We start from the raw sequence: 25,236 nt of genomic DNA, 5'->3' as shown, positions 1-25,236 counted from the left end.
TCCTACCAAAAATATAGAAAAAAAGTAATAAGCACGTGCGCGCAATGCTATCCCCGCCACGCCTGCCCGCTTAATGGGTGGGTTTTAATGCAGGTGCATGAACACCCCGAGCCGCGCCAGCTCTGGGGTAATGAGGTGTGAAAAATACGGGGTTTTACATACAAAACCATGCTCCGTAATGCATGGTTTAATTGAATTAAATGGCGGGTTTTCAGGTCGATTTTATGCGGGTGGTTGCTGGCTCAGTTCTGCCTGCCGGTGCGCGTAAACATGGTTTTGTGCCGGTGTATATTTCTGCTGAGTATCAGCCCGCGAAGCCTTATCAGGCCTGAATCCGATGGCTTTCAAAATGTCACTGTTTTCCGCTGTGTAATGAATTTCCGGGCCGGTCGCCAGATAATCCCGCAGGGCTTCCCCGACGTAATGCGTCGCTCGCCGTATGGCCATCTCACGGACTAAAGCCTGAAGCTGATTAATCCCCATTAATTCCGGTGCCAGCGTACTGATCAGTGCTGCCCCGTTTTACTTCATAAATGCATCGAGTGAACGACAAATACTGGTGTGCTGTACCGCTTCATGAGAGCGAATATAACGCCCCGCCGCCCACCAAAATTCTCCCTCAACGATTACCAGAGTCGTCCGTGGAAGTCCTGGAAGCCCGCATGGCACAAGCCTTGCGTTTTTTTTTGTGCCTGTGATTTGTGCTTTGTACCCTTCCCATAAAACAAAAAGCCACCAGCAAATGCCAGTGGCCATACATAAACTCAAAAACAATTAACGATAATTGATCTTAACTACCCCGGTAAGTTGAGTAACCGTATTGACTCAACAATAAAGGGATATGGAGCTTTTGATTCGTCTTAGTGACGTTGAAAATTACAGGAACTGACGGGAAAAATGTTTCCTGATTATTTGCCTTGAAATAATCCCCCACTTTAAAGGTCACCTTATAGATGCCTGGTTCCATATCACCATTGTCCGGGAAAAGTGATTTGATTCTGCCGCCGGTATCCGTTTTTGAAGTCGCGAGATGCTTCCAGGAAGAACTTTCTTGTTTGTCCAATTCAACGACTACGCCCTGGGAAGGTAAACCAGTCTGTTGATTGAGAATATGAACACTAAGAGTGCCTTCTGGTGCTGCAAGTACACTGAAGCTGATCAAGGAGAGAATTGAAGCCGCTAAGATTTTCATTGCGTTAACCTGTTGTAGATTTGTTAACGGATTATATGAACCTACACACATAATAAAATTAAACTTTTTGTTATATGTCTGCGCCTTTGAGACTGAAATTGGCTTTGATCAGCGACAGCCCTGGTGTAAGGAAATTATCAAGGGTTAAAAGGAGCGCGTGGATAGTCTGTAATTCATGAAACTCATAAAAATTCTTTGGAAAACAGCTCGCATTCCGTCTGTTAGCGGGTTGGTTAACACTTCCGATTTACGTTATAGTCAGCGCCGCTGCGGCAAAATCCGCAGCCGGGATTTGCACCCCGCCAGAAACTACAAGGATTCACTTAATGTTATGCATTGAGTGTCAATGTCTCTGCACACCCGCTGTTTGAACAGTTCAAAAACTGTACTCACAACTTCAATGGTGGCTCAGGCAGGGCAATCTTCGGATTGGCCGGTGTCCTTGTAGGCCGGTAGTGCAAACCCTGTCTGGGCTACCACCAAGAGATTTGCACCTCTGGTGGTAGTCGTTACCACTACAAGGAGATGTAAATGACACTTTCACACAGCCCCACTTTCCTACCTTTTCAACCAGACTGGCACAAAGCCGATATCATCGCGGCGCTGCATAAAAAAGGCACCTCGCTGGCTGCCGAGTCCCGCGCAGCAGGCTTAAGTGCGACGACTCTTGCCAATGCGCTGATACGCCCATGGGCGAAAGGTGAATTGATAATAAGCAAAGCGATTGACGTACCCGTCGAAATCATCTGGCCGAGTCGCTACTTTAATCCTCAAACAAACGAACCGATCATCCGGCTAATGCGCAACCGTCATCCAAAATAAGTAATTAGCGTCATCTGCCTGAATCTTTCGCAGGTGACGCTGTAATTAGAAGGGATGAAAACTTTCTGGCTGGATTTACGACTGTGATCAGAATAGTCCCCATATTAAGCCGGTAGAATCCTTACCCCAAATGGAACTTGTGATATTATAAATAATGTTTTTGTACAAAAATATTCCAAATGTTAATAAACACCAGCAAATGAAAAAAAGAGTAATGATATTATGAATTATGATGATGCTATTGATGAAGAGAGACGTAAAATGATCTCCCTCAGTGGCGCATGGTTTATTGTTGTGACATTAACACTGTCTGCTTTCGTTTTATTTTATTCCTATTTCTTGGACGATGATAAATATTTAACAGTAAATAGTTACAGTAAAAACCTTGCTTTCATTTATATTTTATTCATATCCACGCTGTGGATTGCTCGCACATTAAATCCTTCTTATCTTGATAAAAACTGGATGAGAAATGCATCAATGCTTATTTTTATTAATGGACTCATATGGGGGGGCATTGTTTTTTGTTATATCATGGAAAACCGTCTTCTCGGGCCAGTTTTTCTTTGCGTGATTGTATTGTTTTGTGGCGTTGTATCTGGTTATCCCTTAAAGCTAATTTTTGTTTATTGCCTACCTATTTTCAGCTCATTATTACTGGCAACTTTTTTAAAAAATGGATTACTTCAATCTCTGTATATGTCTATTATCCTAGCAGGGATTTGGTTCATTATAAAAACCAGCGACTCTTTAATTAAAAGAAGAATAAATAAGGAAATTGCTACTTCATTAATTTTAGAAAAAAAAGCATTTAATGCGTATAACTATGCCCAAACAGATTATCTGACAGGTGTTTTTAATCGCCGTGGTTTTGAGGTCGAGTTTAAAAAAGCGGTTTCGAAATGTGTGATTCAACAAAAGGCCTTTGCCATCATACTTGTTGATATTGATTTTTTTAAGAAGATAAATGACAGCTTTGGTCATGTCGCTGGCGATGATTGTCTTATCACCGTTGCCGATAAAATTAAAAGTTGTATTAAACCTTTCGCATCAAGCGTTTCTCGATATGGTGGAGATGAATTTATTATTATCATCAATGATGCAAACTCTGCAAAGATCGAGATGCTGTGTAAGCATATCAAGAAATCCATCAATGAAAGTAGCTTGAAATCCATAGGAGACCAGCGCATTTCAGTCACGCAAGGTGCGGCTATTTGTAACGATGCAAAGTATGTCAATGATATTATAAATTGTGCAGACAAAGCTCTTTATGAGGCAAAGGATAATGGAAGAAACTGCTACCGAATATCCAAATAATATATAGTTTACAGAAAGAGATAATGCCCCCAGTTGCTGACATAACCAATGAATCGTAAAGGTGGCCAGTCACCTTTACGAGCCAATACATCAAACCTACTTTCTTGAAAATGAGAATGATTTCAAGCCCTCTACACCAACACTTTTCAACATAGCGCAATCATCGCTAAAACAATTCCACGCATTTCATTTAACATAAATCAATATAAATTAAACGCCCTTTACTATTATGAAGATAAAGTGTGCGAACTTTTATTTTTTAAGTACTTTAAGAAAGAACATATAAACCCTTAACTTCACTATAAAATGGTTACCATGAAAAAATTATTAATTGCAGCTATTACAACTTTGGCATTATCTGGTTGCGCTCAACAAACCTTCAAGATTAATGACGGTATTGCTGAAAAACCTTCTCAGGAAACTAAACAAACATTCTTTGTTCAAGGTCTTGGGCAATCTCAGACCATAGATGCCGCTCTTGTTTGTGGTGGGGCTGATAAAGTCATCCGCACAGAAGTACAGGAATCAGGAATGGACGTACTTCTGCGAGTTGTATCACTTGGCATTTATACACCTCGTGAAGCCCGAGTATATTGTTCTAAATAATTATTCTTCGCAGGCATTCATTGAATGCCTGCTGAAGGATGGTCTACCTTTATCAGATATCGCAAAGTTTTGATTGCTGACTGGCGCAAGCTGCTGATACGGAACCTACCTTGTTTATGGAGAAGGAATTAATGACTGAATCTTCACTCATTCCACTGTCTTTCCCCATGCCGGAAATCCCAGGCGTTACCGTGACGCATGGCGGGCTGCATTATCTGCAACCTGAATTGCTACTGGATTTTATTAGTGTCTCGGCGCAGCCGCTGGCTTCTGTCACCCCGGTTGCTGTGCTCTACGCCGATATCGGCGTCTTGCAGCGCATTGAATTACGTAAGATCCCTGTCACGATTAAAGGTCGCATTGTTTACCCTGTCAGTTCTCAGGCGCTTCCCAGTCTGCGCGCTAGGCTTATCATTAATGGGCCATTCAAAAAACTTAAATTCCAGGGCACGCTGATTGCAGCAACGGCGGAACCATCAGTGCAAAATATGACTCTCATTGGTCTGGCGCTAGAGTTCACAGCCCTTCCGCTATAATTTCAGGCAACGTATTACTGCCATAAATTCAGAATCGGCAATGCGCCAAATCCTATGTTTATCCACCTTACGATTACTGAATTGTGGGTTCTGTCTCACTCTTAACGCCCTACTACGCCCTACACAAAAAACGTGCTGCAAACCGATTTCCCACCACCTTAATTCGGGTTACAATCAATTAATGACTGTATAAATAAACAGGTTAATTGCTATGAATCTGGCTTTAAATGGCGAAAAGATTGGTCGTAATCAGTTCACCGGCGCGAAAATTGAAAACAGCACTTTCTATAACTGTGATTTTTCAGGGGCAGACCTGACGGGTACCGAGTTTATTGGCTGCCAGTTTTACGACAGGGAAAGCCAGCAAGGTGGTAATTTTAGCCGGGCAATACTGAGGGATGCCGCCTTCAAGAGCTGTGATTTATCGATGGCAGATTTCAGAAACACAAACGCATTGGGCGTTGAAATCCGCGAGTGTCGGGCCCAGGGCGCAGACTTCCGAGGTGCAAGCTTCATGAATATGATCACAACACGCACCTGGTTTTGCAGTGCATACATAACCAAAACCAACCTGAGTTACGCCAACTTTACGAAGGTAGTGCTTGAGAAATGTGAGTTGTGGGAAAACCGCTGGAATGGCGCTCAGATACTTGGCGCGACCTTTAGTGGCTCCGATCTCTCCGGGGGAGAGTTTTCTTCATTCGACTGGCGCGCAGCAAACTTTACCCATTGCGATTTAACCAACTCAGAATTGGGTGAATTGGACGTACGCGGCATCGACTTACAAGGAGTAAAACTGGATAATTATCAGGTGATCCAAATCATGGAGCGGCTGGGAATAACAATTATCGGCTAGGGCAGCATGATGCAGCGGGTTTCAACTTTCAAACACACAGCACGTTGTATGACATATGTACAATTTAATGCAGCCATGCAGACAAACAATTAAATACATGCATTTACGTTATCTCTCCAGATTACGCCCGCTTTTTCTCGTATCATCGGCTGTGTTATTGGTACGAAAAGCGGATGAAATAAGGTATAAAGCGGCATGAAAATTCCAAATCGAATCCAACCGCTGGTTGATGATGGCCTGGTTGACGATGTGCTCCAAAGGCTGAAGAGCGGCAAAGAAGCCGACGTTTACACTGTGTTATGCGGTGGCAATATCCAATGCGCCAAAGTTTACAAAGAAGCATCACAGCGTAGCTTTAAGCAGGCCGTGCAGTACCAGGAAGGGCGAAAAGTCCGTAACTCTCGCAGCACCCGTGCTATGCAAAAAGGCTCGAAATTCGGGCGCAAGCAACAAGAGGAAACCTGGCACACTGCGGAAGTCGATGCGCTGTTCCGTCTTGCTAATGCCGGGGTACGTGTGCCGCAGCCTTACATGTGTCTTGACGGCGTGCTATTGATGGAGCTGGTCACGGATGCTGAAGGCGCTGTGGCTCCACGTCTGAGTGATGTAACTCTGGACGAAGAGAGCGCTATTGCTGATTTCAATACCATGATCCGCAACATCGTGCGCATGTTGTGTGCAGGCATTGTGCATGGCGATTTGTCAGAGTTTAACGTGCTGCTTGATGCGCAAGGGCCTGTCATTATCGACTTGCCGCAAGCCGTCGACGCAGCTGCAAACAACCATGCAGAGTCCATGTTTGAGCGCGATGTGAATAATATCACTGAATACTACGGCCAGTTCGCCCCGCATCTGTTGAAGACACGCTATGCAAAAGAGATCTGGGCGTTATATGAAGACGGGAAATTAACGCCAGAAACACCGTTGACCGGGCTTTTCGTCGAAGAGATCCATGACGTGGATATGGATTCATTGATTGATGAAATCATTACCGCGGAAGATGAGTATTACGATCGTCAGCGGGCGGCCAAAGAACGCGACCAACAGTACGAATGATGAATCAAAACGCCCGCATAGCAGAAGTTATGCGGGCATTTTTGTCTTTTTAAGACAGACGGTTAAGGGCAACTCCCCTCAACTTAACGGTGGATAAATACAGTTCTTTCCTGATTCCTTCGCTTCATATAAAGACTTATCTGCTGAAGCAATAATTTCATCCAGTTTTTTACCATCCCCGGAACTGGCTATTCCACAGCTAAATGTAACCGTTAGATTTTGCTCACGCCATTTTCTGCGGCTGACGGTATAACGCCAGCTATCAACAATTTCATAGCATTCAGCAAATGTGATTCCGCAAAAGATGGCGACCAGCTCTTCACCGCCAAAGCGATAAATAGAATGTGTACCACCTAAACGTTCAAGCCCAACCTTACTGACATGTTGTAAAACAAAATCCCCTGTCGGGTGACCATAGGTATCATTGATTTTTTTAAAGTTATCTAAATCAATCATCGCCAGATGAAAAGGAGTATTTGAACGAACCAGGTTGAGGGAGTCCTCTTCAAACCTGCGGCGGGAACCTATTTTCGTAAGGGTGTCGGTACTTGCAGCTTGTACTGCCTCTTTCAGAGTTTCATTTTTTTTAGCCAGCCCCTGGCAAAGCCCAGCGAAGTTATGTGGTAAATCGTTTGCATCATCACCATTAATATTTTTATACAGTGTATCTATCCACTGTTTAAAGTATGTTCTGCAAATCAAGGCCATAATAAAGTAGCAGAATATACAGGCTAGAATGACGTACACCAGGACAATATAGGAGTCATTTAATAATTTATTGTACTCTTTCATATCAACTGAGGTGAAGGCAATCCAGTCAGGGTTTTGATACGTCTGGTAAAAAACAATCTTTTTATTTATCTCATCCCTGAAATAACCCGTAGAGTCCTTTGCTTCACTAATCCATGAAGCCGGTACAGTCCGGGTGAAAATATCCTTAGTATTTGAGGACATAATCACAGAGCCATCCATCGCTGCAACCTTGAAGCGACCATTATAGGGAACGATAAGCCCCTGCAAATTATTACTTATAGCAATAAAATTCAGATCAAAGGCAATATTACCGATAAATTCAGAATGTTTATCAAAAAGATTCATACTCACGCTTATCGATTTTTCTTTCTTTTGTTCAGAGTTGGTTTTTTTGCCGAAATATAAGGTTCAGAGTAGAACACTTGATCTTTAAAGCCATCTCTGTGATACCAAGGGCGTGAGCTTGGTTTATAATTTTCTAATTCAAAAGGCGGATAAATTTTGTAGTTATCTTGATTGTCAGAAATGAGGACACTCGCCAGCATTTCATTGGCATTAACTAAGGATGGAATGAGCAGATTCAACTCAGAGTGATTAGGTGAGATATACTCGATTATGTCATGTTTCTCTATCATGCCCGAAAGGGAGCTAAACAGGACATTGATTTTTCGTATTGGGTTTTCAATGCAGTTATGGGCGCTGTTTGATGTAAACCTGAACATGGTTTCATCAAAATTATTTTCTGTATTGATGCGAATGTAAAAAAATGAATATATAGAAATTAATAAAAACGGTGCAAGTACAACAGAAATTGTTATTGCCAGAGCGCGTTTTGAAGTTAATGTTAACATGATGAGGAATTCTTAGTTGTTATGCAAAGATGATGTATACTTTCATCTCATCACAACATAATAACCATTAAATAGACTTGATGTCTATAATTTAACTTTTGCATTCTAAACCAATAACAAATCAATCACTTTTTAACACTCCCAGACATTATAAATACCCAGTTATTCGGGCAGCCATTATCGTATAACTCATTAAAATAGCAAGCAATGCTAATGTATTAGCTACCCCGATATAATTTATTATTGTCAGTAAATAAAAAAAACAAAGCCCCGATAATAAATCGAGGCTTGAATGTAAAATTAAATGTGAGGGAGAAGTTAAACCGCTGGGGATTTTTGTATAATATTTTCGCTGATACTGTAATCCATTAATTGCCAGTTAATCGTATGACCAGAGTGATAAGGCATGATGTTTCCTTTCTCAACACTCACAACCTGAGTTACCGCATTGACTGCGGCACTCCACACTCCACTTTGTTGGCAAAGCGTTCCGCTATATTGGTGATAGCCTAATGGTTTTCGGCCCGTTGTTTCCTGTGAACCGTCAACATTGAAGCCAGAGCCATAATGATAAGGCGTCGAGTCTATCTTCATTATGAAATATCCAGATAATTGATGGGTAGCTATTAATAACTACGACACAAAAACTGAACAAATTAAGAGTGATATGAACTACTTAGGCACCCACTTTACGAGAATGTGATGCAGAGACCATTTTAAGCTCATCGAAGCGACGAGATCCTTCTGTATATCCCCATGCTGCAACGAGCTCCGCTTTGCTGGGAATATTAGTCGCCTCTCCACCCGCCTGAATAACAATTTTTACTGCTTGCAGCTGTTTACTTAATGACTGACGTAACGCTTTTAATTCCATTGGGTTCATTAAACTTGCCTGCATAGGGAAAACTGACTTCCCCGGTATCGCCTGAGCAATGGTTTGAGGCGTCTGTTTTGTTCCGGGAAGGTTCTCAAGCCCCAATGCTGAAAATATCCCACTACTAATCACGTTTTCATCAAACGGGATGGTGCCATTTTCATGGCGAATAATTGCTTTGCTTAACGCACTTAATACCGACGGAGCGGTAAGGTCGAGCCGTTGATGAGGAGAAACCCCCAGCGCCTGGCTTACTTTGCTGATATAGCTGGAAGTGTCGTTATTGTCTGAAGCGGGTGCCCATCGTGAAATAACCTTGCTGATGGTGTCCAGCCCACGGCGATGATACGAAAGCAGGTTCATCCCTAGCGCCCGAATGCCGTGTTCCGGGGATGAAAATGTAGCGAAACGCCCGTCATTGCCCGTTTGCCCCTGCCATTCGAACAGCTCACTGGCTTCGAGGTTACCGGGATTATTATTACGAATTCCACGAATGTTCCCGGCATCTGCAGCCCTTGCCAACAAGCCTTTCTCCCGTACTTCACGCGAAGCTGTGCGTGTAGCGGTTTGCCCGCTTTCATTCCAGGGTTTACCGGTGCGGCTATTTTTACGCACCGACAACCGCTTCATGAGGGAGATTTGCTTTTCACTCCACCCCTGGCTTTTGGCGAATTTCACCAGTTGTTCAAGCGTCGGCGTGGTGCTGGCTGTTTGAACTGGCCGAGTCGTTTCAGATCGTGGCGGAGCTGCCGCCGCTTTTACGTTTTCCGCTTGTAGTTTTTGTGAGGCCGAAAGCGCCTGCTGAAAAGATGCCGTACTGGTAGACGCCGTGCTTACACTTTTAGCGGGGTCGGTATTTGCCGTAGAAGCTGAAACAACAGGCTTTTCCACGGGCGAAGGGGTGTTTTTTGCTTGTTGACGGTAATAATACTGGGCAATAACCGACATGAGTTCCTCTCAAAATACACCGGCGGAGTCCCTGACTCCGCCGGAAAAAAATTATTGCGCGGTTTTAGCACTACTCGCAGGTTGCACTACATCCACGCCTGGCGTGCCAAAGAATTGATAAAGCGAGTCCGCAGCCGCGTGGGTAAGCACCATGATTTCAATGCGGCGGTTTGCGGCACTTAGTGGTTGGTCCGGTTTAAGCAGCATTTTGTCCGCCATCGCATTCACCTGAATCACTTTGTCCCCCGCCATGCCGCCCTGCTCTAACGCTATTCGTGCGGCCAACGCGCGGTCACCAGACAAGTTCCAGTTGTTATAACGCGTCTGATCCCGGTACATAGAAGAGTCCGTATGTCCGGTGATGATCACTTTGTTATCAATTTTATTAAATACCGGTGCTAATTGAGTCAGTAAACGCTGGAAGAAGGGTGTCAGAATCGCACTGCTGCGCTGGAACATTTCCCGCTTCTGATCATCCTGAATCAGAATGCGTAATCCCTGTGGAATGATCTCCATTTCGAGGTTTGATTGCGCGTCAAAGGCTTTGGTGATTTCCGTAATCACCCGCGCGAGCTCGATCATTTCCTGTTGTGATCGTTTATTCACATCTTCCAGCGATTCCGTAGCTTTGCTTGCCAGATCCATCTGCTCGATCTGTTTGGTAAAATCTTCGGTTGTCGGCGCGCCGCCCTGTTTGCCAGGAATAATCATATTGGGGCCATTCTTCGCTTTGCCGCCGGAAGATAACGGCGACATCGCCACGCCATCAAAAATGGATTCCCCAGTAAGGGTCGCCACTACCTCTTTTCGCTCTTCTTCGGTGACTGAACTCATGATCCACAGCACCATAAACAGGGCCATCATGGCGAGCGTAAAGTCGGCAAACGCCACTTTCCACGCCCCACCATGTGGTGCGTGATGTTCACGACGCGAAGCTCGTTTGATTATCGTGGTGTGGCCTTGTTTCTTGCTACGCATCAACCTTCACCAATCAGTTCATTAACCCAACCATCAAGGGTGGCAAACGTTGGTTTAGTATCCATTGGCAGCATTTTACGCCCGGCATCCACAGCCAGCAGTGTCGGTTTCCCGGCGACCTGGTTCACTAGTACCGTGCGCACACATTCAAGGGCAGCCATCTGTTTTTTAGTCTGCTGTTCCATGGCGTTAGCTAATGGATCAAGCAGGCAGTAACAGATAAATACGCCGAGGAACGTCCCCACCAGCGCGGCCGCAACTTTTACGCCAACCACAGCAATTGAGCCGTCGATGGATTGCATGGTGATGATAATTCCAAGTACCGCCGCGCAGATACCAAATCCAGGCATCGCTTCAGCGGTGCGCTGCATTGAGCGAGAGGGTCTGAGCAGCTCTTCTTCCATAGCGCCAAGCTCTTGCTCCAGAATGCCTTCCAGCTCATGCTCGTTGATCTTGCCCATCGCCATTAACCGGAAGTTATCGGAGATAAAAGTGATCAGCGCATGGTCTTCCAGAACTAACGGATACTTTTGAAAAAGGTCACTTTTTTCAGGAGATTCGATATGTTCATCAAGCACCTTTAACCCGCCATCCTGTACCAGTTCCAACAGTTCATAGAGCAACATCAGCAACTGGCGTTGGTAGTCTGCGGTGTAACTGTTTTTACGCATGGCGCTTTTGACCTGCCGCCACATTTCGATAAGCACCGGTTTCGGGTTGGCGAGCACCATGGCCCCGATCCCCGCGCCAATGATAATCATCAGCTCGCCCGGCACCCAAAATGCGGCCAGCCGTCCACCAGATTCAATAAAGCCGCCCACTACACAGCCAAAAATGATCACTATTCCGAGTAATTTTTGCATCAAGGTCTCACTGCGCTACGGCATCTTTAATTTTTTGCGTGATTTTCTTATTCAGCTGGCAAATCCTGGCCTCAGTGAGATCCAGAACCAGCGCGATTTCTTTCAGGCTCATTTCGTGTTGGTAATAGAGACTCAGAATCAGTTGTTCCCGCTCATCAAGCCCGGCCAGAGCCGCACGCAATGAATCGCTGATAATGATTTCATCTTCTAGGTTACGGCTGTTGAAGCTGAGGTCGGAATCCGCGGAAAGCATCTCATCCAGGCTATGAATAGCGCTGGCGCTGTCGAGCAATAAGTACTCCTGATACTCTTCAGGAGTAATCTCCAGATGTTGCTTTATCTCTTCAAAATCAACATCTTTACCAAGCTTGCGGCTGAGTTCTCTGATAGCGTCATTAATCTTGTGCGCTTTCTGGCGCAACCGGCGAGGCCGCCAGTCCAGCACACGTAATTCATCAAGTATCGCGCCGCGTACTCGCTGAGCCGCAAAAGCGGCAAACTGCTCATCAGGCCTGCCGTAGCGGCGCAAAGAACTGAGTAAACCCATCAGGGCAATTTGCTGCATATCTTCGCTGTCGATAACGCTCTGCGCCTGCCATGAAAGCTGTTTCACGACCCGCTTTACCAGAGGCAGATATTGGGAAACGTAACGCGACTCTTCCGCAGGCGTTAGCGTTTCACTGGAGATAAAGGTGCTGCATTCCATTGTGCGTTCCTTCCCTGTTTCTACTGCAACAACATTTTGCTGATAATCACGTCATTAAATGGCATCCGCGAATTGAGTTGCTTAAAGCGTTCTTTATAAGCACTCATCAATTCATCGTGTATGTCTTTCACAGTTAATGTGCGAACCAAGCTGTAATCTTTTTCGGTTAATAGAGAGACCGTTGCCCCGCGAATAGCAGGGATCATCATTTCAGTTTGTTTAACCGCATCTTCTGTTGCCGCGGTTAATGCCAGCTCGAGAAGCATGTAGCGCTCTCTGCCACCGTCGCTTTTCAGGGTGATGACGATGTTGTTGATTTCAACGAACAGAACCTGAGTTTCCTCTTCTGCCGAAGAAAATAGATGGGTGAATTTTTGCCAGACTGAGTGGGTCGCTGGCACTTCGATTTCGTCGGCGACAGCCGATTTAGCAAAGTGTTGAGTCCCCATAACTGCCAATACCGCAGCCAGCACAGAAGAGATAATGGCGATTGCTAGCCCCATCGAAAAAGTTTTAATCGTCATAGAGTTATTCAGTTTCTTATACAGTCATCAAAATAGATTTATCGTCCCGCGTTCGGGTCTCGCGCGCGGTATCGGGTTGTTCATTTGCCAGAATGAGTTCATTTTCACGACCAGCATGGTGCTGACGTTGGCCTGGGTTTTGCTGCTGGTTCTGGTTCGACAAACGGACGTCAACATCAACAAAGTGCTGTTCCGTCAACGCCTGGCGCAGGTCGTTACTCACCTGCTGTAGTGCCCGATAAACGTCGCTTTGCCCGGCGTTGATCTGCACCTGAATTTTCCCGGCTTCAATCTGCACCACAATCTCGATGCGCCCCATGTCAGGCGGATCAAGACGAATTGTCGCGTGCTGAATCTGGTTATTAATTTGCAGATTCAGGCGCTCGCCTAACGCATGTTGCAGTTGCGCAGACAAAGCCTGGCCACTGCCATCAGCACGCATCGGTGCATTAACCTGGGCCTGCGGTTGCCCAGCTGAAATAACCGGAATATTGGCCGCAGGTGCCGTATTCAGCCCCGCCAGGCGCAGCGTTTCTGCCGTTGCGGGGGAGAAGGCTTTTTTAGGCAAAACAATTTCTGCAGGCTGCGTCGAAGCAACTCGAACATGCCGGTTTTGTGCATCAGCCGTGTGTGCCGTAGGCTGCATTTCTATTGCAGCAGGCTCGGCTTTATCCGTTTGTATTTGGACATTCAGCGGGCGAGCAACTGGTTGTTCTGCGGCGACTGGCAATACGGCTGCTGTCGTAGTCATCAGCATCGGCACTTCGCGGTTGACCAAAGACGCCAAAAATTGCTGAGCCATCTGCTCCACTTGCTCATCCGGTAATTCAGCCAGCACCTCATCCAGCGTGCTGGCTTCTTGCGGCTGAACCACTTCTTCGTCCGTGGCAATGGAAACCGAACTGGTGGCTAACAGCAGTTCTTCAAATAACATCTCGCCAGCATTAACGTCCTGCGTCTCATCGACTTCCAACAAAGCAGCTGTTGCCGGAGCCAGCAACGTCTGCGGGTGTGCAGTCTGCGGGAGTAAGCCGCTCGAGTCCGATGCCGTGTATGCGAGAAAATCACTCATTGACGACCAGCCCCTCATCCAACTCTCTATCCATGAACTGTGCGTAAGAAAGTGCCCCTTCGCGCTGATTGCGCTGCTGGGTCATTTCTTTACTCAGTTCATCGCGTTTCTGGCGCACTAATTGGTGCACCTGCTGATGAACTTGCTGGAGTTTGTTTAGCGCTTCGCGTTTATGTTGGCTAATTTCACGGCCATGCAAACTGCACAGCAGGGCTGCGATATCGCTATCGAGCTGCTGGATTTTTTCCCAATCCTGGCGCTTACCTGCTGCCGCAAGTGCTCGCGTCTGCCAGTCAATTAATTGCAAATCATCCATGGCGTTTACCCATTTCTTCCCAGCCTTCGCGTAATTCGCCGAGGATGGTTTCAACTTCTTCAATGGCAGAAACAGAGAGATTATTGCTACCGTCGTATAAGCGATAAACGCAGTAGTCGTACAAATTCGCGAGGTTCTTTGCCAGCTCACCGCCTTTCTCGTAGTCCAGTGCGCTGGTCAAGGCATTGAGAATATCGATGCATTTATTGATGCTTTGGGCTTTGCGCTCGTAGCGTTTTGCTTCGATATGGCTTTTGGCGCGCACCAGCTCATCGGTTAAGCCGTTAAAGAGCATCAGCACCAGTTGATGTGGCGTTGCCGCAGCCACCTGTGCCGCCATATCAGACTGGTAATACTCGCCATATCCTTCTTGGGTGTTTCCGTACATGTCCTTCTCCTTCCTTAGACTAAGCCAAACATACTGGCGGTGTTGTTCATCTGCTGTAACACGCTCTGCATCCGGGTGAACTGCTGCAAATAGCGGTTATAGGCAGTGTCATAACGGGTACTGATTTTGTCGCTGCGATCGCTTAATTCGTTTTCACGGCGGCGGTTGGTCTCTTCACGGTTTTTGATATCGCCAGTGGCCGAGCTAAGAAGCCTATCCATGGATTTATCCATTTTGCGCAACAGACCATTGCTACCGTTAAACAGCGCATTAAGCTTGCCGGGGTCGTCAGTCAGCTTTTCTTTAAGCTTGTCGCTGTCGAGCGTGAGCTTGCCGTCTTTATCTGCCGTGAGGCCAAACTGGGTAATATCGAGGCCATCAATAGAGGTGCGTAGCATATCGTTTAATTCGCGACGCAACCCGCTGATGCTGGCATCGCCAGCAAAGGCACCGCGCTCAGTACTGCTGGAACCAGAAGCGGTTAACGAGCCGAGCGTTCCAATCAGTTTATTGTAAGCCTCAATGAAGCTATTAACCTGGTTCTGGGTTTCGGTGGTATCAACACCGACATTAATACGCAGTGGCGCGTCGCCTGCTTTATGGGTCTGATTTAATTCGAGGGTCACGCCGTCTATCAAATCGGTCAACGTATTGGTGCTATTGGTTATTAGCATCCCGCCGTTCTGGTCACCGAGCCAGACTTTGGCATCCTGAGCTGCCGATATGGTTCTCACAACGCTACTCATTGCGGAGGGGCCACCACTTAGCGTAATCGCATTTTCCTCACCGCTTTTATCACTGCTGAGCATTAAGCGCACTTCACCGCCGGTGCGGACCAGCGAGGCAGTAACGCCCGGGTTGTCATCCATACCGTTAATCGCTTTAGCCAGGCCTGCCAGGCTATCAATACCATCCATATCGATATCAATAGACTTACCGTTAACACCAATGGTCATGGTGCCGGTTGCATCTTTGACGTCACTATCTTTAAGTCCGTCATAGGCCAGCTGATGTGAAGAAGCCAGCCGCTCAATAAACAGGTTATAGGTGCCTTTGCGCGCATCGGAGGTGGTGGTCGCTTTAACCATATTTTCAACGCTCATGCTGGCGCTGGTTTTCAGCATCCCACTGGTAGTTTTATTGAGGTTAGTCAGCGAGGTGCGAAAATCCGTCAGGCCACTTTTCAGCGCTTTGAGGGCATTTTGCTGCGCGGTTAAACGCGCTTTTTGCGTTTTCAGCTGGCTTTGCAGGGTCTGCACGTCAAAGCCGGCGAGCTGGGTCGCCATTGACTGCGGGTCAATACTGCTAAAATCGGTCATCCTTCCTCCCTGGCATACTGCTATGTCCTGAGGCTAGTAATAGCAATAGTTATGCCAACTTTTATATTAATTAAATTCAGTAGGTTATAAACAGATGGGAAAATCACCTTCCGCCTTAGCGGAAGCGGAAAAAAAACACCGCCGCGGCGGTGTTTTTCACAAGAAGGGATTAACCCAGCAGCGACATTACCATGCCGGACATGCTGTTCGCCTGTTTGAGCATCGACATACTGGTCTGCGCCAGCATCTGGTTGCGGGTCATATTAGTCGCTTCGGTGGCGAAGTCTGCATCACGGATATTGCCCAATGCCAGAGTAGTGTTGTCTTTCATGTTAGACAGGTTGGCAGATGTGTGGCCTAAGCGGTTAATATTGGCACCCAGCGCAGAACGAACTTTACCTACATCACCCAGCGCAGTTTCAAGTGATGTAATTGAAGTTGCCGCAGCAGTCGCACTATCTATGTCATACGCAGTGGTCGCAGCAGTTTTAGCTGTACCAAGATCACCTGAGATATCAAGAGTTAACTGCTCATCTGCACTAGAACCAATCTGGAAAGTCAATGCGATTTCCAGACCATCAGCACCAAATAATTCCCTTTGACCAAAGCGGGTATTATCCATAATGCTTGTCAGTTCAGCTGTTAACTCTGTCATCTCAGCTGTCATCGCTTCGCGATCTTCTGCAGAGTTTGTATCACTTGCGGCCTGAGTGGCGAGGTCTTTCATGCGATACATAATGTTGCTAACTTCATCGAATGCGCCTTCAGCGGTTTGCAGCATCGCGGTCGCATCGGCCACGTTACGCTGGGCAACACCCATACCGTTAACCTGGCCCTGAAGACGGGTGGCAATTTGCAGACCAGCCGCATCATCAGCCGCAGAGTTAATGCGTTTACCGGTACCCAGACGTTCCATCGCTGTGGACAGGATGCTGTTAGATTTGTTCAGAGCGTTGGTGGAAGACATTGCCGCGCCGCTGGTGAAAATTGAAAGTGCCATTTGTTCTCTCCTTGAGGATTATGTTTTTAGGCAGTGTTTGCCTGTGTACTAAGAGAAAACGACACGTTTGATCGAGAAATTAAACGCCAATGAAAAAATATTCATATGAAAATTTTATCTTTTCATCTGATCGGCGAATGAGTGAAAACCGAAAGAATAATTTCCGCAAAAATGGACATTGTTAATGAGAATGCATTAGATATAACAATGCGACAAATTTGCATGCAGACTTAAACCCTAATTAATAAAATAATGTATAAATTATACCAATTTGACGACTTTATTTAACAGATAGTCGTTACATCAAGCCTCACATGCAACCAACTGTATTTAAATGAATTTTTATTTTAATGCATATTTTTACAACATCAAATATAATAGCCACACAAAAGCACCACCATTCTAAATAATTGAAAATTTTTACTATTATAAAATCAGATACATCAGCCATAACCACTATAACAATCCCAAAAAAACAAGTAATTAAACCTGTTTTTTTGTCTATTTGTAATTGATATAGCACACCTGAAATTTTAAAACTTATGAGTAAACCTCGCTATTCTGTTAATAATTGGTTGCTGGATTACACATCGAGCGCCATTGTCCATCGTCAGTCCGGGGAAATCCGTCGACTCGGTGAATATCAGCTTAAGTTATTGGACTGTCTGATTGAGCATGCAGGGCAAACGTTATCGCGCAATGAACTGACCAGCCTGGTCTGGGAACGCAGGGTTATTGGCGATAACAGCTTGTCGAATGCTATCCATGCCTTGCGCGCAGCTCTTGAGGATGACGGTAAGCAGCAGCGGGTAATCAAAACGATTCCGAAAAAAGGCTACTTGCTTGATTCTGAGTTTTGCCAGTTGATTGAACCTGAAGCCGACATTGCGTCTTTGCCAACACCAGTTTCAAACACAGCAAATTTACCTGAAGCAAAATACTTAATACCGTCGGAGATGGCAGAAACAGCGCCAACGAATAATATTCCAGTGGCTGAAGATATTACGGCACCTGTGGCGAAACACAGACGTTACCCTTTGCCTCCATGGCAAATCCTGTCATTTTTATTATTGATTTGCATGTTCACGCTCAGTGTTTGGTTAATATTTTTCCATAAGAGTTGCGACGAGATGGTCGCTCAAGAGCAACAGAAAAATCAGTACAGCAATATCCGCGTGTTCCGTATCGCCGCCGCCGTGGATGAAATGAACAATGAAGACATCCTCAAATTCAACTCCGCACTGAAAATGCTGAACCAAAAACTTATTGCACGCGATGCATGGATGACTGTTTATTACCGGGCCGATGAGCAAGTGCTTAATTATACCTTCTCCATTGAAACCACCTGCGCAAACCAGCAACTGGCAATGACGCTTTATCACTGGCGTGTTGATAACCAGAAACTCACTAACACCATTTTTGGCGAAACCGAGCGAAAATTAAATGAAATTGCACCGTGTAAAAAATCTTAATCTCAGCCTGGTCGCAATCCTGATTGCCCTGTTTTTTGGCGGAATATCACACCTTCATGCCAGCTCGGCGAAGGCCAAAATTACCCCGATAAAAGGGACGATGGAGATAGGTTTTTACGATTTAATGTCCGATCAGCGCGAAGTATACCAGGCGCAGATTATGGATATGGATGAAGCACTGCTGTTCACATTAACGCGCAAAGATGATGCGATGTTTGTACTGCGTGGCAAGCTTGATGAAGTTATACGTAAGCGTGGGCGGGTGTTTTACGATTACGTCCCGATTCGTTATAGCAACCCTGAAAACCACAAACTGATTTTCAGTTTTATCGACTTCCTGCGTCATAACGTGGTGTGGGTTTACCCAATGACCGTGAACAAAAAACCGTTAGTCATTGGGCAAAGTGGGATGATGTTTTTGTTTCCGCTGAGTGACCTGATTACTCATTAACGCAGTAAATTGCTGACCGTACCCTGTCGCAAATTTGCCTGTGCGCCTAACGCTCTGGCAGTTGCGGCATAATCCTGGTCACTATTTTGTAAATGCACACGCAGCGCGCGGGCATGTTCCAACGCTTCCGTAGGGCGGTATTGCGTCGCCATCTCATTGATTCTTCGGCGCACATTATCCTGGTGGTTGTACAACTGGCCGCGCTGCTGAGTGACTTGTTCCAGCGCTTGCTGAACCTCCCCTTGATACTCACGCATCAGCGCAGGTTGTTGTGCCAACTGGCTGAGCGTATCGGTCACGGCTGGTTCCGGGCGAGCCAACAGCGCAGTGAATTCATTGGCGGAAAAGCGCTTTCCTTCCCCACGCACGCTTAACTGGCTACTGACCTGCGGCCAGTTTTTTTCATCCACGCTAAATGCCAACGACTGTTGCTTATCTAAGCTTGCATGAATACCAAATCGCCCCAGCCCTTGGTTTAACCGCATCACATTCTGACGAGGTGTGGCACCTGCCTCGAGGGATACCGCCACCATTTCTCTGCGCTGTCCGGCAAGCGAGAAAATCAGCGTTTCGCTTTCATCATTTTGCAAAATTCGCCCAGCCGCTGGCAGCGTAAAATGCACCTGCGCGGTCTGCTCTGGGTCAACCTCCAGATGCCTGTCGACAGTGCCCGCCGTTAGATCCGGGCGTTGACTCAAGAGTGCAGAAAGGGAACGGGCAGCGTCGTTTGTGGCATCCCCACGCAGTAAGCCATGGCCAACCGCATAACGCAGCTGTAAGAGTTGGCTTTCAACCTGCGATAAATAATTATCCGCCTGCTGGACTGACGTCAGTTGCTGATTAAGCTGCACGTTATAACGCAGCGGGCGTGTAGAAATGAGCGGTGATTCCGGGAACCGGTTATCAGTATTTCGTGCACGCGGCTGTGCCTGCTTTGCCACCGCCGCGTTCTGTTTCACTCCCCCAAGGTTCGAAGGAGTCATTTTCGAAGGCGTCGCTAAAGGAAGTCCTGCCTGGTTTAATCCAACCTGCATAATGATTACATCTGATTAAAGAGGGAAAGTTGGCTTATCATCATGAACGATTTGTTCGACGCCTGAACCGCCTGCGTGTAGAGCTGAATATTGACGTAGCTGGTAGCGGCATCAACTGACGATAGCTCCTGAATGACCTGTCCATGGGAAATTTTGATATCGGAATGAGCATCATCTATAAGCGACAAGCGGTTTTGTTTGCCACCCAAGTCGGTATAAACCCCGGCTATCTTATCGCTGGCAGCTTTTGTTTCACCCAGCAACAACTTTAAATCGTCCTTGTAATCCACGCCTGGCGTTGCCATTTTGCCGCTCACGCTTTTAAGCAAGTTCAGCATGCTAAGATCGTTGTCGCTGCCAGAAAAAGCTTTGCTGATGCTGGTGTTTTCCGCAATCTCAATGCCATTTGCCACCGTAGTTGAACGCGTTGCATCGTTCCCGGCGTAACTGTAAGTCCCAGTTGTGCTATCAAAAACCACCGGATGGGTATTGGTTTTGGTGCCTGCAAAAATGTAGTGCCCGTCTTCATTTTTAGCATTCATCGAGGACACCAGCGATTCGAGCATTTGAGATATTTCAGCTGAAAACCCTGCCATATCTTTTTCGCTATAGGTGTCATTGCTGGCCGCCAACAGTTTGTCGCTCAACGCCAGCAGTTGGTCACTCATCGCGGTGACGTGGGATTCCTGAATCGACAGGTTGCCAGACAAACGCGAGATGTTGCTTTGATACTGGTCGATTGCCGACTGCTCACGGTTTAATTGCACCAGACGGCTGCTGGCAACGGGGTCGTCTGAAGGCACATTGACGCGCTTTTGTGTCGCCATTTGTTCCACTAATTTACTCAGCCGCGCGCCGTTGTTATTCATCTGGTGCAACATGGCGGACGAGTGGTAAAGACTGCTGATACGCATGATAAATTCCTTTTTCTGTTATCAGAACAGCATCAGCAAATCGCTGAAAATCTGGTTGCCGGTGGCGATCACTTTCAGGTTGGACTGATAGGCCTGCATATAAACCTGGAGGTTCATGGCCTCTTCATCCTGGTTAACCGCACTCAGATTATCGCGCTGTGTTTGCGCCTGATATGAGACGGTTGTCGCCGCCTCCAGCTCAGTTTTATTCTGGCGGCTGGCAATTCCCACGGTGCTGATAATCGCCGCAGCGGCTTCGTTGACGCTCATATTGCCCATATTGCCGATGGCAATTTTTTTGTTCTTAAGCTCGATAAGCGCTTTCAGGTTGTTACCATTGCCACTTTCATCGGCTTTGTCTGACAGCGCCAGCTCATCCGCTTTCAGGTCGCTCATCTGCAACATGCCTTTACCGCTGGTGAGATCAAAGACAAACAGCGGCTTACCCACCACACCATTCAAGTCAAAACCGTCCTCCAACTGTGCATTGAACTCTTTAGCAAATTGCTCAGCCATATCACGCACCGCGCTTTGCATGGTTTTCAGCGTGCCGTGCTCGTAGTCATTGAGTGCACCTAACTGCCCGCCGATAGCCGAAGAAACACCGAAAGTAGTATTAAGAAATTCTAGCGAAACTTCCGGCTCACCTTGCTGGTTCATGGTGGATTTGAGCTGCCCGAAATTGCGACCATTCACCAACGGTTGGCCATCGTTTAAAGAAACGTTGTAGCGGCCGGATGCATCCTCAGAAACTTTCACGCTAACCATGCTGCTCAGCTCTTTTACCAGTTCATCACGCTGGTCACGCAAAACGCTGGCATTGCCGCCCGTCGCTTCCTGATCGGCGATTTGCTGGTTGTAACTGGCGATGTTTTTACTGAGCACATTGACGTTACCAACCAGCGCATCACGCTGGGTGTTAATAGACACTTTCTGGCTGCTGATGAAACTGTCGACGTTGTTAAAACGCGTCGCCAGAGACTGGCCTTCATTAAGCAATTGTTGGCGCAACGCAGGTGAATCTGGCTGCGTGGTTAACGCATTCAGTGCGGCGAAAAATTTGTCCAGCCCACCGCCCAGACTAGTGCTGTCAGTGCCAATGACGCTTTCCAGCGCCCCTAAATATTTCTGCCCGGCGTCGTAATATTCCGCACGCGTGTTGCTATGCCAGACCTGATTGACCAGATACTGATCGGAGATACGGCGAATGCTATCGACACGCACCCCGTTGCCGGCGGAGAAACTGTCGCCGTTGGTGCCGATGGCACTTTGGATAATGCCCTGACGGCTATAACCCGGCGTAAGGTAGTTTGCCACGTTCATTGACGTGGTACTCATGCCCTGCCGCGCAGCCTGCGCGCCCGAAAAAGCGATATTGATAATGTTCATTATGATCCTTGCTCTGAGCGCGTTATGGGTGGAGTCAATTCCTTCTCTTTAACAGGTAAAGCGACCCCAGGCCCGGTTAACTTAAGCGCGCGTTCCATGCCTGCTGCTTGCGGCCCCATCTGCTTTATGATGAGCGACGCAATGCCACTACTACGCTGTGAAGCCAGCAAAGAGGCGAGTTTGTCATCATAAAAATCGCGCATCATCGTTTCCTGCTTGCTGGAAAACGGATTATCCCCTGCCGTTAACACATCCGAAGCCTTACGCATCTGGCTGAGCATGGATCGTAAAAATAGCGCTTCAAACTGTTCCGCCGCCTGCTCGAGGTTCTGCGCTTTTTGCGTTCCGGTAAAATCTCCCGGAATGGTATGGGTTCTTGTAGTCAGCGAGTCGATCATTATCTTTCCTTAAATCACTACCAGTTCTGCATCCATTGCACCGGCCTCGCTCAGCGCCTGCAAAATCGCCATCGTGTCATCCGGTGATGCCCCCAGGCTGTTTAGCGTGTTGACGATATTTCTCAGGCTGGTTCCGGCAGGCACCACTACCATCTGTCCACGTTCGCGATTAACATTAATATTCGAATTGGGTGTCACAGTTGTCGTTCCCTGGCCGAATGGCGCAGGCTGGCTGACTTGCGGTGTTTCCTGAATCGAAACGGTCAGGTTGCCATGAGAAACGGCTGCCGCACGAACCACCACACCATCGCCAATCACAATCGTGCCAGTTCTGGCGTTAAACACTACACGCGGCTGCTGCTTACCGGTGGTGATTTGCAAATCTTCGAGGGTGGACATAAACGCCACGCGCGCGCCAGGTTGTTCCGGCGCACGTACCATCACGTTGGTGGCGCTTTGCGCGGTCGCAATTGAGCCAAACGCTTGGTTTATTGCCAAAGCAACATTGTTGGCAGTTTTAAAACTTGGTCGCTTCAGGTTAAGCACCACCTGGCTGTTGGCCTGAAAATCAGTAGGGATTTCCCGCTCCACACTCGCACCGTTAGGCACACGACCCACGGTTGGGGTATTCATGGTAATGCTTGAACCGCTATCACCTTCGGCCTTAAAGCCGCCGACTACGACGTTGCCTTGCGCCAGGGCGTAAACTTCGCCATCGGCACCACGCAACTGAGTCAATAACAGCGTGCCTCCACGCAGGCTTTTCGCATCGCCAATCGAGGAGACAGTAATATCAATGGATTGCCCACGGGCGTACATCGGCGGCAGCGTGGCGCTGATGGCAACCGCCGCCACGTTTTTCACTTTCGGGTCAATTTTGGCCGGCATCTGGACGCCAAACTGGCGCAGCATATTGGTGACCGACTGGCTGGTGAATTTGACCTGGTTTTTATCCCCTGTCCCATCCAGCCCGACCACCAGGCTATATCCCACCAGCTGGTTGCCACGCACACCCTGAATATCAACGATATTCCCTAACCGCTCGGCATGAACCTGGCCGATACACACCAGCAGGAGCAAAAAACCTGACACCACGTTACGCATGGGTTTCTCCTGTTAAATCGGGAACAGTGGATGGTTAAAGAAGCGCGTCAGCCACCCTGCAGCGTTCGCATCACTAAGCGCACCGCGCCCGGCATACGAGATACGTGCGTTAGCAATACGCTGGGATGAAATCGTGTTCGATTGCGAGACATCTTCCGGCCTGACCAGTCCCGACACGCGCATATATTCGTCGCCCTGGTTAAGGGTCAGCCATTTTTCGCCGCGCACTTCCATCACGCCATTAGGCAAAACTTTATGCACCGCAACGGTGATGGCACCGCGCAGCATATTTTGCTGTGCAGAATTAGCCGCACCTTTGAAGTTACGATCGCCACTAATAGAGGCGCTGGCTTTATCCAGCGTTTTGCCGAACACCTCCGGCACGCCTATCGTCACGTCGTTTTCCTTGCCAAAATTGGTGGTGGCCTGCTTGCTGGACTGAGTGGATTCATCCAGGTTGACGGTCAAAATGTCCCCAACGCGATAGGCGCGGCGATCCTGAACTAAAGACCAGCTGTAACCGCTGTTATACAGGCCACCGCCCGAAATTGCGGGTGTGGCGGTCGCCGGTTCTTCCGGTGGTGCGTAGGCTGCATCGTCTTTTTTCACGAAAAGAGCTGGGCTTTCACAACCCGCCAAAACCAGGGCTAACAGCCCAACAAGCATTTTCTTTTTCATTTCCATTCACTTCTTAATCGCAATCCCTGCGTTTTATAGCGTTTGCGTGACGAATTTCAGCATGTCGTCAGCCGCGGAAACCATTTTGGCATTCATCTCGTAGGCGCGTTGGACGGTGATCATATCGACCATCTCTTCCACCACTTGCACGTTGGAACCTTCCAGTGTTCCCTGCTCAAGTTGGCCTAATGCTTCTTCACCTGGAACACCTTCAACGGGCGCACCGCTGGCTGCGGTTTCACGATAAAGATTGCCGCCAATGGCTGAAAGACCGGCTGGATTGACAAAGTTAACCAGCGTGATTTGCCCCAGTTCAACCGGGTCCACTTCATCTGCCACCAGCACGGAAACGGTGCCGTCTTTAGCGATGTTCACCTCTTTGGTGTTCACCGGCATTTCGATCTGCGGGATCAGCGGCTGGCCTTGGGCCGTGGTAACCACACCTTCACTGTTCACTTGCAGATTGCCCGAACGGGTATAGCCCACGGTGCCATCGGACATTTCAATCTGGAAGAAACCCTGGCCGGCAATCGCCACATCCATTTTCTGGTTGGTGACTTGCATACTGCCCACGGTAAAGGACTTCTGCGTGCCTACCACTTTTACCCCGCTGCCGTACTGCATACCGCCCGGTGTTGCGGTGTCCTGGTTTGCCTGCACGCCGGGTGCACGCATGTTCTGATAAAACAGGTCTTCAAAGACCACGCGGTCGCGCTTAAACCCGGTGGTATTCACGTTGGCGAGGTTATTGGAAACCGCGTTCATTTTGGCGTCCTGCGCCGCCAGACCGGTTTTACTGATCCATAATGCTGGATTCAT

Annotated in this window: 28 protein-coding genes and 2 pseudogenes; 8 read left to right on the top strand and 22 right to left on the bottom strand. The window is 47.5% G+C overall.

The window, feature by feature from the left end:
- Positions 1 to 222: 222 nt before the first annotated feature.
- Both GC128_RS23375 and uraH read right to left on the bottom strand, forming a co-directional pair.
- Positions 223 to 756, bottom strand: a pseudogene (locus GC128_RS23375) (phage polarity suppression protein).
- A 34-nt stretch (positions 757 to 790) separates the two neighbouring features.
- Complete coding sequence (gene uraH / locus GC128_RS15930) at positions 791 to 1,192, bottom strand: hydroxyisourate hydrolase (protein WP_151995141.1); 402 nt, start codon at positions 1,190 to 1,192, stop codon at positions 791 to 793.
- Between the two features lie 531 nt (positions 1,193 to 1,723).
- On the opposite strand from uraH, the gene GC128_RS15920 reads away from it, so the two are divergent.
- From GC128_RS15920 to GC128_RS15895, 6 genes are all read left to right on the top strand, one after another.
- Positions 1,724 to 2,014 carry a helix-turn-helix domain-containing protein gene (locus GC128_RS15920; RefSeq protein WP_151995139.1) on the top strand — a complete coding sequence of 97 codons (291 nt, stop codon included), beginning with the start codon at positions 1,724 to 1,726 and terminating at the stop codon, positions 2,012 to 2,014.
- A gap of 222 nt (positions 2,015 to 2,236) precedes the next feature.
- On the top strand, positions 2,237 to 3,331 hold the full coding sequence (locus GC128_RS15915; RefSeq protein ID WP_151995138.1) for a GGDEF domain-containing protein: 1,095 nt from the start codon (positions 2,237 to 2,239) through the stop codon (positions 3,329 to 3,331).
- Between the two features lie 315 nt (positions 3,332 to 3,646).
- Positions 3,647 to 3,937, top strand: coding sequence for a Bor family protein (locus tag GC128_RS15910; RefSeq protein WP_151995137.1), 291 nt, complete (start codon positions 3,647 to 3,649; stop codon positions 3,935 to 3,937).
- A gap of 131 nt (positions 3,938 to 4,068) precedes the next feature.
- Positions 4,069 to 4,473: a dTDP-glucose pyrophosphorylase gene (locus tag GC128_RS15905; RefSeq protein WP_151995136.1), complete on the top strand. Its 405-nt coding sequence runs from the start codon at positions 4,069 to 4,071 to the stop codon at positions 4,471 to 4,473.
- Positions 4,474 to 4,684: 211 nt separating this feature from the next.
- On the top strand, positions 4,685 to 5,329 hold the full coding sequence (locus GC128_RS15900; RefSeq protein ID WP_151995135.1) for a Qnr family pentapeptide repeat protein: 645 nt from the start codon (positions 4,685 to 4,687) through the stop codon (positions 5,327 to 5,329).
- Between the two features lie 195 nt (positions 5,330 to 5,524).
- Positions 5,525 to 6,385, top strand: coding sequence for a PA4780 family RIO1-like protein kinase (locus GC128_RS15895; RefSeq protein WP_151995134.1), 861 nt, complete (start codon positions 5,525 to 5,527; stop codon positions 6,383 to 6,385).
- 78 nt (positions 6,386 to 6,463) lie between these two features.
- Here the strand turns inward: GC128_RS15895 and GC128_RS15890 are convergent, their stop codons facing one another.
- The 13 genes from GC128_RS15890 to GC128_RS15830 all read right to left on the bottom strand — a co-directional run bounded on the left by GC128_RS15890 (position 6,464) and on the right by GC128_RS15830 (position 16,977).
- Positions 6,464 to 7,483, bottom strand: a complete 1,020-nt coding sequence (locus GC128_RS15890; RefSeq protein WP_226812142.1) for a sensor domain-containing diguanylate cyclase — start codon at positions 7,481 to 7,483, stop codon at positions 6,464 to 6,466.
- 8 nt (positions 7,484 to 7,491) lie between these two features.
- Positions 7,492 to 7,989: a PDC sensor domain-containing protein gene (locus GC128_RS15885; RefSeq protein WP_151995132.1), complete on the bottom strand. Its 498-nt coding sequence runs from the start codon at positions 7,987 to 7,989 to the stop codon at positions 7,492 to 7,494.
- Positions 7,990 to 8,307: 318 nt separating this feature from the next.
- Positions 8,308 to 8,583, bottom strand: a complete 276-nt coding sequence (locus GC128_RS15880) for a hypothetical protein (protein ID WP_151995131.1) — start codon at positions 8,581 to 8,583, stop codon at positions 8,308 to 8,310.
- Between the two features lie 82 nt (positions 8,584 to 8,665).
- Positions 8,666 to 9,811, bottom strand: coding sequence for a hypothetical protein (locus GC128_RS15875; protein ID WP_151995130.1), 1,146 nt, complete (start codon positions 9,809 to 9,811; stop codon positions 8,666 to 8,668).
- 51 nt (positions 9,812 to 9,862) lie between these two features.
- On the bottom strand, positions 9,863 to 10,789 hold the full coding sequence (lafU, locus tag GC128_RS15870; RefSeq protein ID WP_151995129.1) for a putative lateral flagellar export/assembly protein LafU: 927 nt from the start codon (positions 10,787 to 10,789) through the stop codon (positions 9,863 to 9,865).
- On the bottom strand, positions 10,789 to 11,652 hold the full coding sequence (gene motA / locus GC128_RS15865; RefSeq protein ID WP_151995128.1) for a flagellar motor stator protein MotA: 864 nt from the start codon (positions 11,650 to 11,652) through the stop codon (positions 10,789 to 10,791). Before motA ends, lafU begins: the two co-directional genes overlap by 1 nt.
- 7 nt (positions 11,653 to 11,659) lie before the next feature.
- Entirely contained in the window at positions 11,660 to 12,358 is a 699-nt protein-coding gene (locus GC128_RS15860) for a FliA/WhiG family RNA polymerase sigma factor (protein WP_151995127.1), read from the bottom strand.
- Positions 12,359 to 12,378: 20 nt separating this feature from the next.
- Positions 12,379 to 12,882 (bottom strand): flagellar basal body-associated FliL family protein, encoded by a 504-nt coding sequence (locus tag GC128_RS15855; protein ID WP_151995126.1) that lies wholly within the window; start codon positions 12,880 to 12,882, stop codon positions 12,379 to 12,381.
- Between the two features lie 16 nt (positions 12,883 to 12,898).
- A complete protein-coding gene (locus GC128_RS15850) occupies positions 12,899 to 13,954 on the bottom strand; it encodes a flagellar hook-length control protein FliK (RefSeq protein WP_226812140.1) in 1,056 nt (351 codons plus the stop codon).
- Entirely contained in the window at positions 13,947 to 14,270 is a 324-nt protein-coding gene (gene fliT, locus GC128_RS15845) for a flagellar protein FliT (RefSeq protein WP_151995124.1), read from the bottom strand. Before fliT ends, GC128_RS15850 begins: the two co-directional genes overlap by 8 nt.
- Positions 14,263 to 14,658 carry a flagellar export chaperone FliS gene (gene fliS / locus GC128_RS15840; RefSeq protein ID WP_151995123.1) on the bottom strand — a complete coding sequence of 132 codons (396 nt, stop codon included), beginning with the start codon at positions 14,656 to 14,658 and terminating at the stop codon, positions 14,263 to 14,265. The genes fliT and fliS overlap by 8 nt, the downstream gene beginning before the upstream one ends.
- A gap of 14 nt (positions 14,659 to 14,672) precedes the next feature.
- Positions 14,673 to 15,977 (bottom strand): flagellar filament capping protein FliD, encoded by a 1,305-nt coding sequence (fliD, locus tag GC128_RS15835; RefSeq protein WP_151995122.1) that lies wholly within the window; start codon positions 15,975 to 15,977, stop codon positions 14,673 to 14,675.
- Positions 15,978 to 16,146: 169 nt separating this feature from the next.
- Entirely contained in the window at positions 16,147 to 16,977 is an 831-nt protein-coding gene (locus GC128_RS15830) for a flagellin N-terminal helical domain-containing protein (protein ID WP_151995121.1), read from the bottom strand.
- Between the two features lie 542 nt (positions 16,978 to 17,519).
- On the opposite strand from GC128_RS15830, the gene GC128_RS15825 reads away from it, so the two are divergent.
- Both GC128_RS15825 and GC128_RS15820 read left to right on the top strand, forming a co-directional pair.
- Positions 17,520 to 18,449 carry a winged helix-turn-helix domain-containing protein gene (locus GC128_RS15825; RefSeq protein ID WP_151995120.1) on the top strand — a complete coding sequence of 310 codons (930 nt, stop codon included), beginning with the start codon at positions 17,520 to 17,522 and terminating at the stop codon, positions 18,447 to 18,449.
- Complete coding sequence (locus GC128_RS15820) at positions 18,421 to 18,900, top strand: hypothetical protein (protein ID WP_151995119.1); 480 nt, start codon at positions 18,421 to 18,423, stop codon at positions 18,898 to 18,900. The genes GC128_RS15825 and GC128_RS15820 overlap by 29 nt, the downstream gene beginning before the upstream one ends.
- Here the strand turns inward: GC128_RS15820 and GC128_RS15815 are convergent.
- From GC128_RS15815 to flgG, 7 genes and pseudogenes are all read right to left on the bottom strand, one after another.
- On the bottom strand, positions 18,897 to 19,934 hold the full coding sequence (locus tag GC128_RS15815; RefSeq protein WP_151995118.1) for a hypothetical protein: 1,038 nt from the start codon (positions 19,932 to 19,934) through the stop codon (positions 18,897 to 18,899). The two genes, GC128_RS15820 and GC128_RS15815, sit on opposite strands and share 4 nt — an antisense overlap.
- Before the next feature lie 5 nt (positions 19,935 to 19,939).
- The gene (gene flgL, locus GC128_RS15810) at positions 19,940 to 20,848 is read right to left on the bottom strand and encodes a flagellar hook-associated protein FlgL (RefSeq protein WP_151995117.1); all 909 of its coding nucleotides are present in this window, start codon (positions 20,846 to 20,848) and stop codon (positions 19,940 to 19,942) included.
- Between the two features lie 21 nt (positions 20,849 to 20,869).
- Complete coding sequence (flgK, locus tag GC128_RS15805; protein WP_151995116.1) at positions 20,870 to 22,237, bottom strand: flagellar hook-associated protein FlgK; 1,368 nt, start codon at positions 22,235 to 22,237, stop codon at positions 20,870 to 20,872.
- Positions 22,238 to 22,344: 107 nt separating this feature from the next.
- Positions 22,345 to 22,635 (bottom strand): annotated as a pseudogene (locus GC128_RS15800) (rod-binding protein); the annotation flags it as partial.
- A 9-nt stretch (positions 22,636 to 22,644) separates the two neighbouring features.
- Positions 22,645 to 23,739, bottom strand: a complete 1,095-nt coding sequence (locus tag GC128_RS15795) for a flagellar basal body P-ring protein FlgI (protein WP_151995114.1) — start codon at positions 23,737 to 23,739, stop codon at positions 22,645 to 22,647.
- A 12-nt stretch (positions 23,740 to 23,751) separates the two neighbouring features.
- The gene (gene flgH, locus GC128_RS15790; protein WP_151995113.1) at positions 23,752 to 24,417 is read right to left on the bottom strand and encodes a flagellar basal body L-ring protein FlgH; all 666 of its coding nucleotides are present in this window, start codon (positions 24,415 to 24,417) and stop codon (positions 23,752 to 23,754) included.
- A 33-nt stretch (positions 24,418 to 24,450) separates the two neighbouring features.
- Entirely contained in the window at positions 24,451 to 25,236 is a 786-nt protein-coding gene (gene flgG / locus GC128_RS15785; RefSeq protein WP_151995112.1) for a flagellar basal-body rod protein FlgG, read from the bottom strand.

Source organism: Buttiauxella massiliensis, from assembly GCF_902500225.1.
Classification (GTDB): domain Bacteria; phylum Pseudomonadota; class Gammaproteobacteria; order Enterobacterales; family Enterobacteriaceae; genus Buttiauxella; species Buttiauxella massiliensis.
The sequence above is the reverse complement of the archived record's forward strand: the minus strand, read 5'-3'. Positions and strand labels throughout refer to the sequence as shown.

Coding starts and splice junctions, on each gene's coding strand:
- uraH (WP_151995141.1), bottom strand. CDS start 1,192: ATGAAAATCTTAGCGGCTTCAATTCTCTCCTTGATCAGCTTCAGTGTA.
- GC128_RS15920 (WP_151995139.1), top strand. CDS start 1,724: ATGACACTTTCACACAGCCCCACTTTCCTACCTTTTCAACCAGACTGG.
- GC128_RS15915 (WP_151995138.1), top strand. CDS start 2,237: ATGAATTATGATGATGCTATTGATGAAGAGAGACGTAAAATGATCTCC.
- GC128_RS15910 (WP_151995137.1), top strand. CDS start 3,647: ATGAAAAAATTATTAATTGCAGCTATTACAACTTTGGCATTATCTGGT.
- GC128_RS15905 (WP_151995136.1), top strand. CDS start 4,069: ATGACTGAATCTTCACTCATTCCACTGTCTTTCCCCATGCCGGAAATC.
- GC128_RS15900 (WP_151995135.1), top strand. CDS start 4,685: ATGAATCTGGCTTTAAATGGCGAAAAGATTGGTCGTAATCAGTTCACC.
- GC128_RS15895 (WP_151995134.1), top strand. CDS start 5,525: ATGAAAATTCCAAATCGAATCCAACCGCTGGTTGATGATGGCCTGGTT.
- GC128_RS15890 (WP_226812142.1), bottom strand. CDS start 7,483: ATGAATCTTTTTGATAAACATTCTGAATTTATCGGTAATATTGCCTTT.
- GC128_RS15885 (WP_151995132.1), bottom strand. CDS start 7,989: ATGTTAACATTAACTTCAAAACGCGCTCTGGCAATAACAATTTCTGTT.
- GC128_RS15880 (WP_151995131.1), bottom strand. CDS start 8,583: ATGAAGATAGACTCGACGCCTTATCATTATGGCTCTGGCTTCAATGTT.
- GC128_RS15875 (WP_151995130.1), bottom strand. CDS start 9,811: ATGTCGGTTATTGCCCAGTATTATTACCGTCAACAAGCAAAAAACACC.
- lafU (WP_151995129.1), bottom strand. CDS start 10,789: ATGCGTAGCAAGAAACAAGGCCACACCACGATAATCAAACGAGCTTCG.
- motA (WP_151995128.1), bottom strand. CDS start 11,652: ATGCAAAAATTACTCGGAATAGTGATCATTTTTGGCTGTGTAGTGGGC.
- GC128_RS15860 (WP_151995127.1), bottom strand. CDS start 12,358: ATGGAATGCAGCACCTTTATCTCCAGTGAAACGCTAACGCCTGCGGAA.
- GC128_RS15855 (WP_151995126.1), bottom strand. CDS start 12,882: ATGACGATTAAAACTTTTTCGATGGGGCTAGCAATCGCCATTATCTCT.
- GC128_RS15850 (WP_226812140.1), bottom strand. CDS start 13,954: ATGAGTGATTTTCTCGCATACACGGCATCGGACTCGAGCGGCTTACTC.
- fliT (WP_151995124.1), bottom strand. CDS start 14,270: ATGGATGATTTGCAATTAATTGACTGGCAGACGCGAGCACTTGCGGCA.
- fliS (WP_151995123.1), bottom strand. CDS start 14,658: ATGTACGGAAACACCCAAGAAGGATATGGCGAGTATTACCAGTCTGAT.
- fliD (WP_151995122.1), bottom strand. CDS start 15,977: ATGACCGATTTTAGCAGTATTGACCCGCAGTCAATGGCGACCCAGCTC.
- GC128_RS15830 (WP_151995121.1), bottom strand. CDS start 16,977: ATGGCACTTTCAATTTTCACCAGCGGCGCGGCAATGTCTTCCACCAAC.
- GC128_RS15825 (WP_151995120.1), top strand. CDS start 17,520: ATGAGTAAACCTCGCTATTCTGTTAATAATTGGTTGCTGGATTACACA.
- GC128_RS15820 (WP_151995119.1), top strand. CDS start 18,421: ATGAAATTGCACCGTGTAAAAAATCTTAATCTCAGCCTGGTCGCAATC.
- GC128_RS15815 (WP_151995118.1), bottom strand. CDS start 19,934: ATGCAGGTTGGATTAAACCAGGCAGGACTTCCTTTAGCGACGCCTTCG.
- flgL (WP_151995117.1), bottom strand. CDS start 20,848: ATGCGTATCAGCAGTCTTTACCACTCGTCCGCCATGTTGCACCAGATG.
- flgK (WP_151995116.1), bottom strand. CDS start 22,237: ATGAACATTATCAATATCGCTTTTTCGGGCGCGCAGGCTGCGCGGCAG.
- GC128_RS15795 (WP_151995114.1), bottom strand. CDS start 23,739: ATGCGTAACGTGGTGTCAGGTTTTTTGCTCCTGCTGGTGTGTATCGGC.
- flgH (WP_151995113.1), bottom strand. CDS start 24,417: ATGAAAAAGAAAATGCTTGTTGGGCTGTTAGCCCTGGTTTTGGCGGGT.
- flgG (WP_151995112.1), bottom strand. CDS start 25,236: ATGAATCCAGCATTATGGATCAGTAAAACCGGTCTGGCGGCGCAGGAC.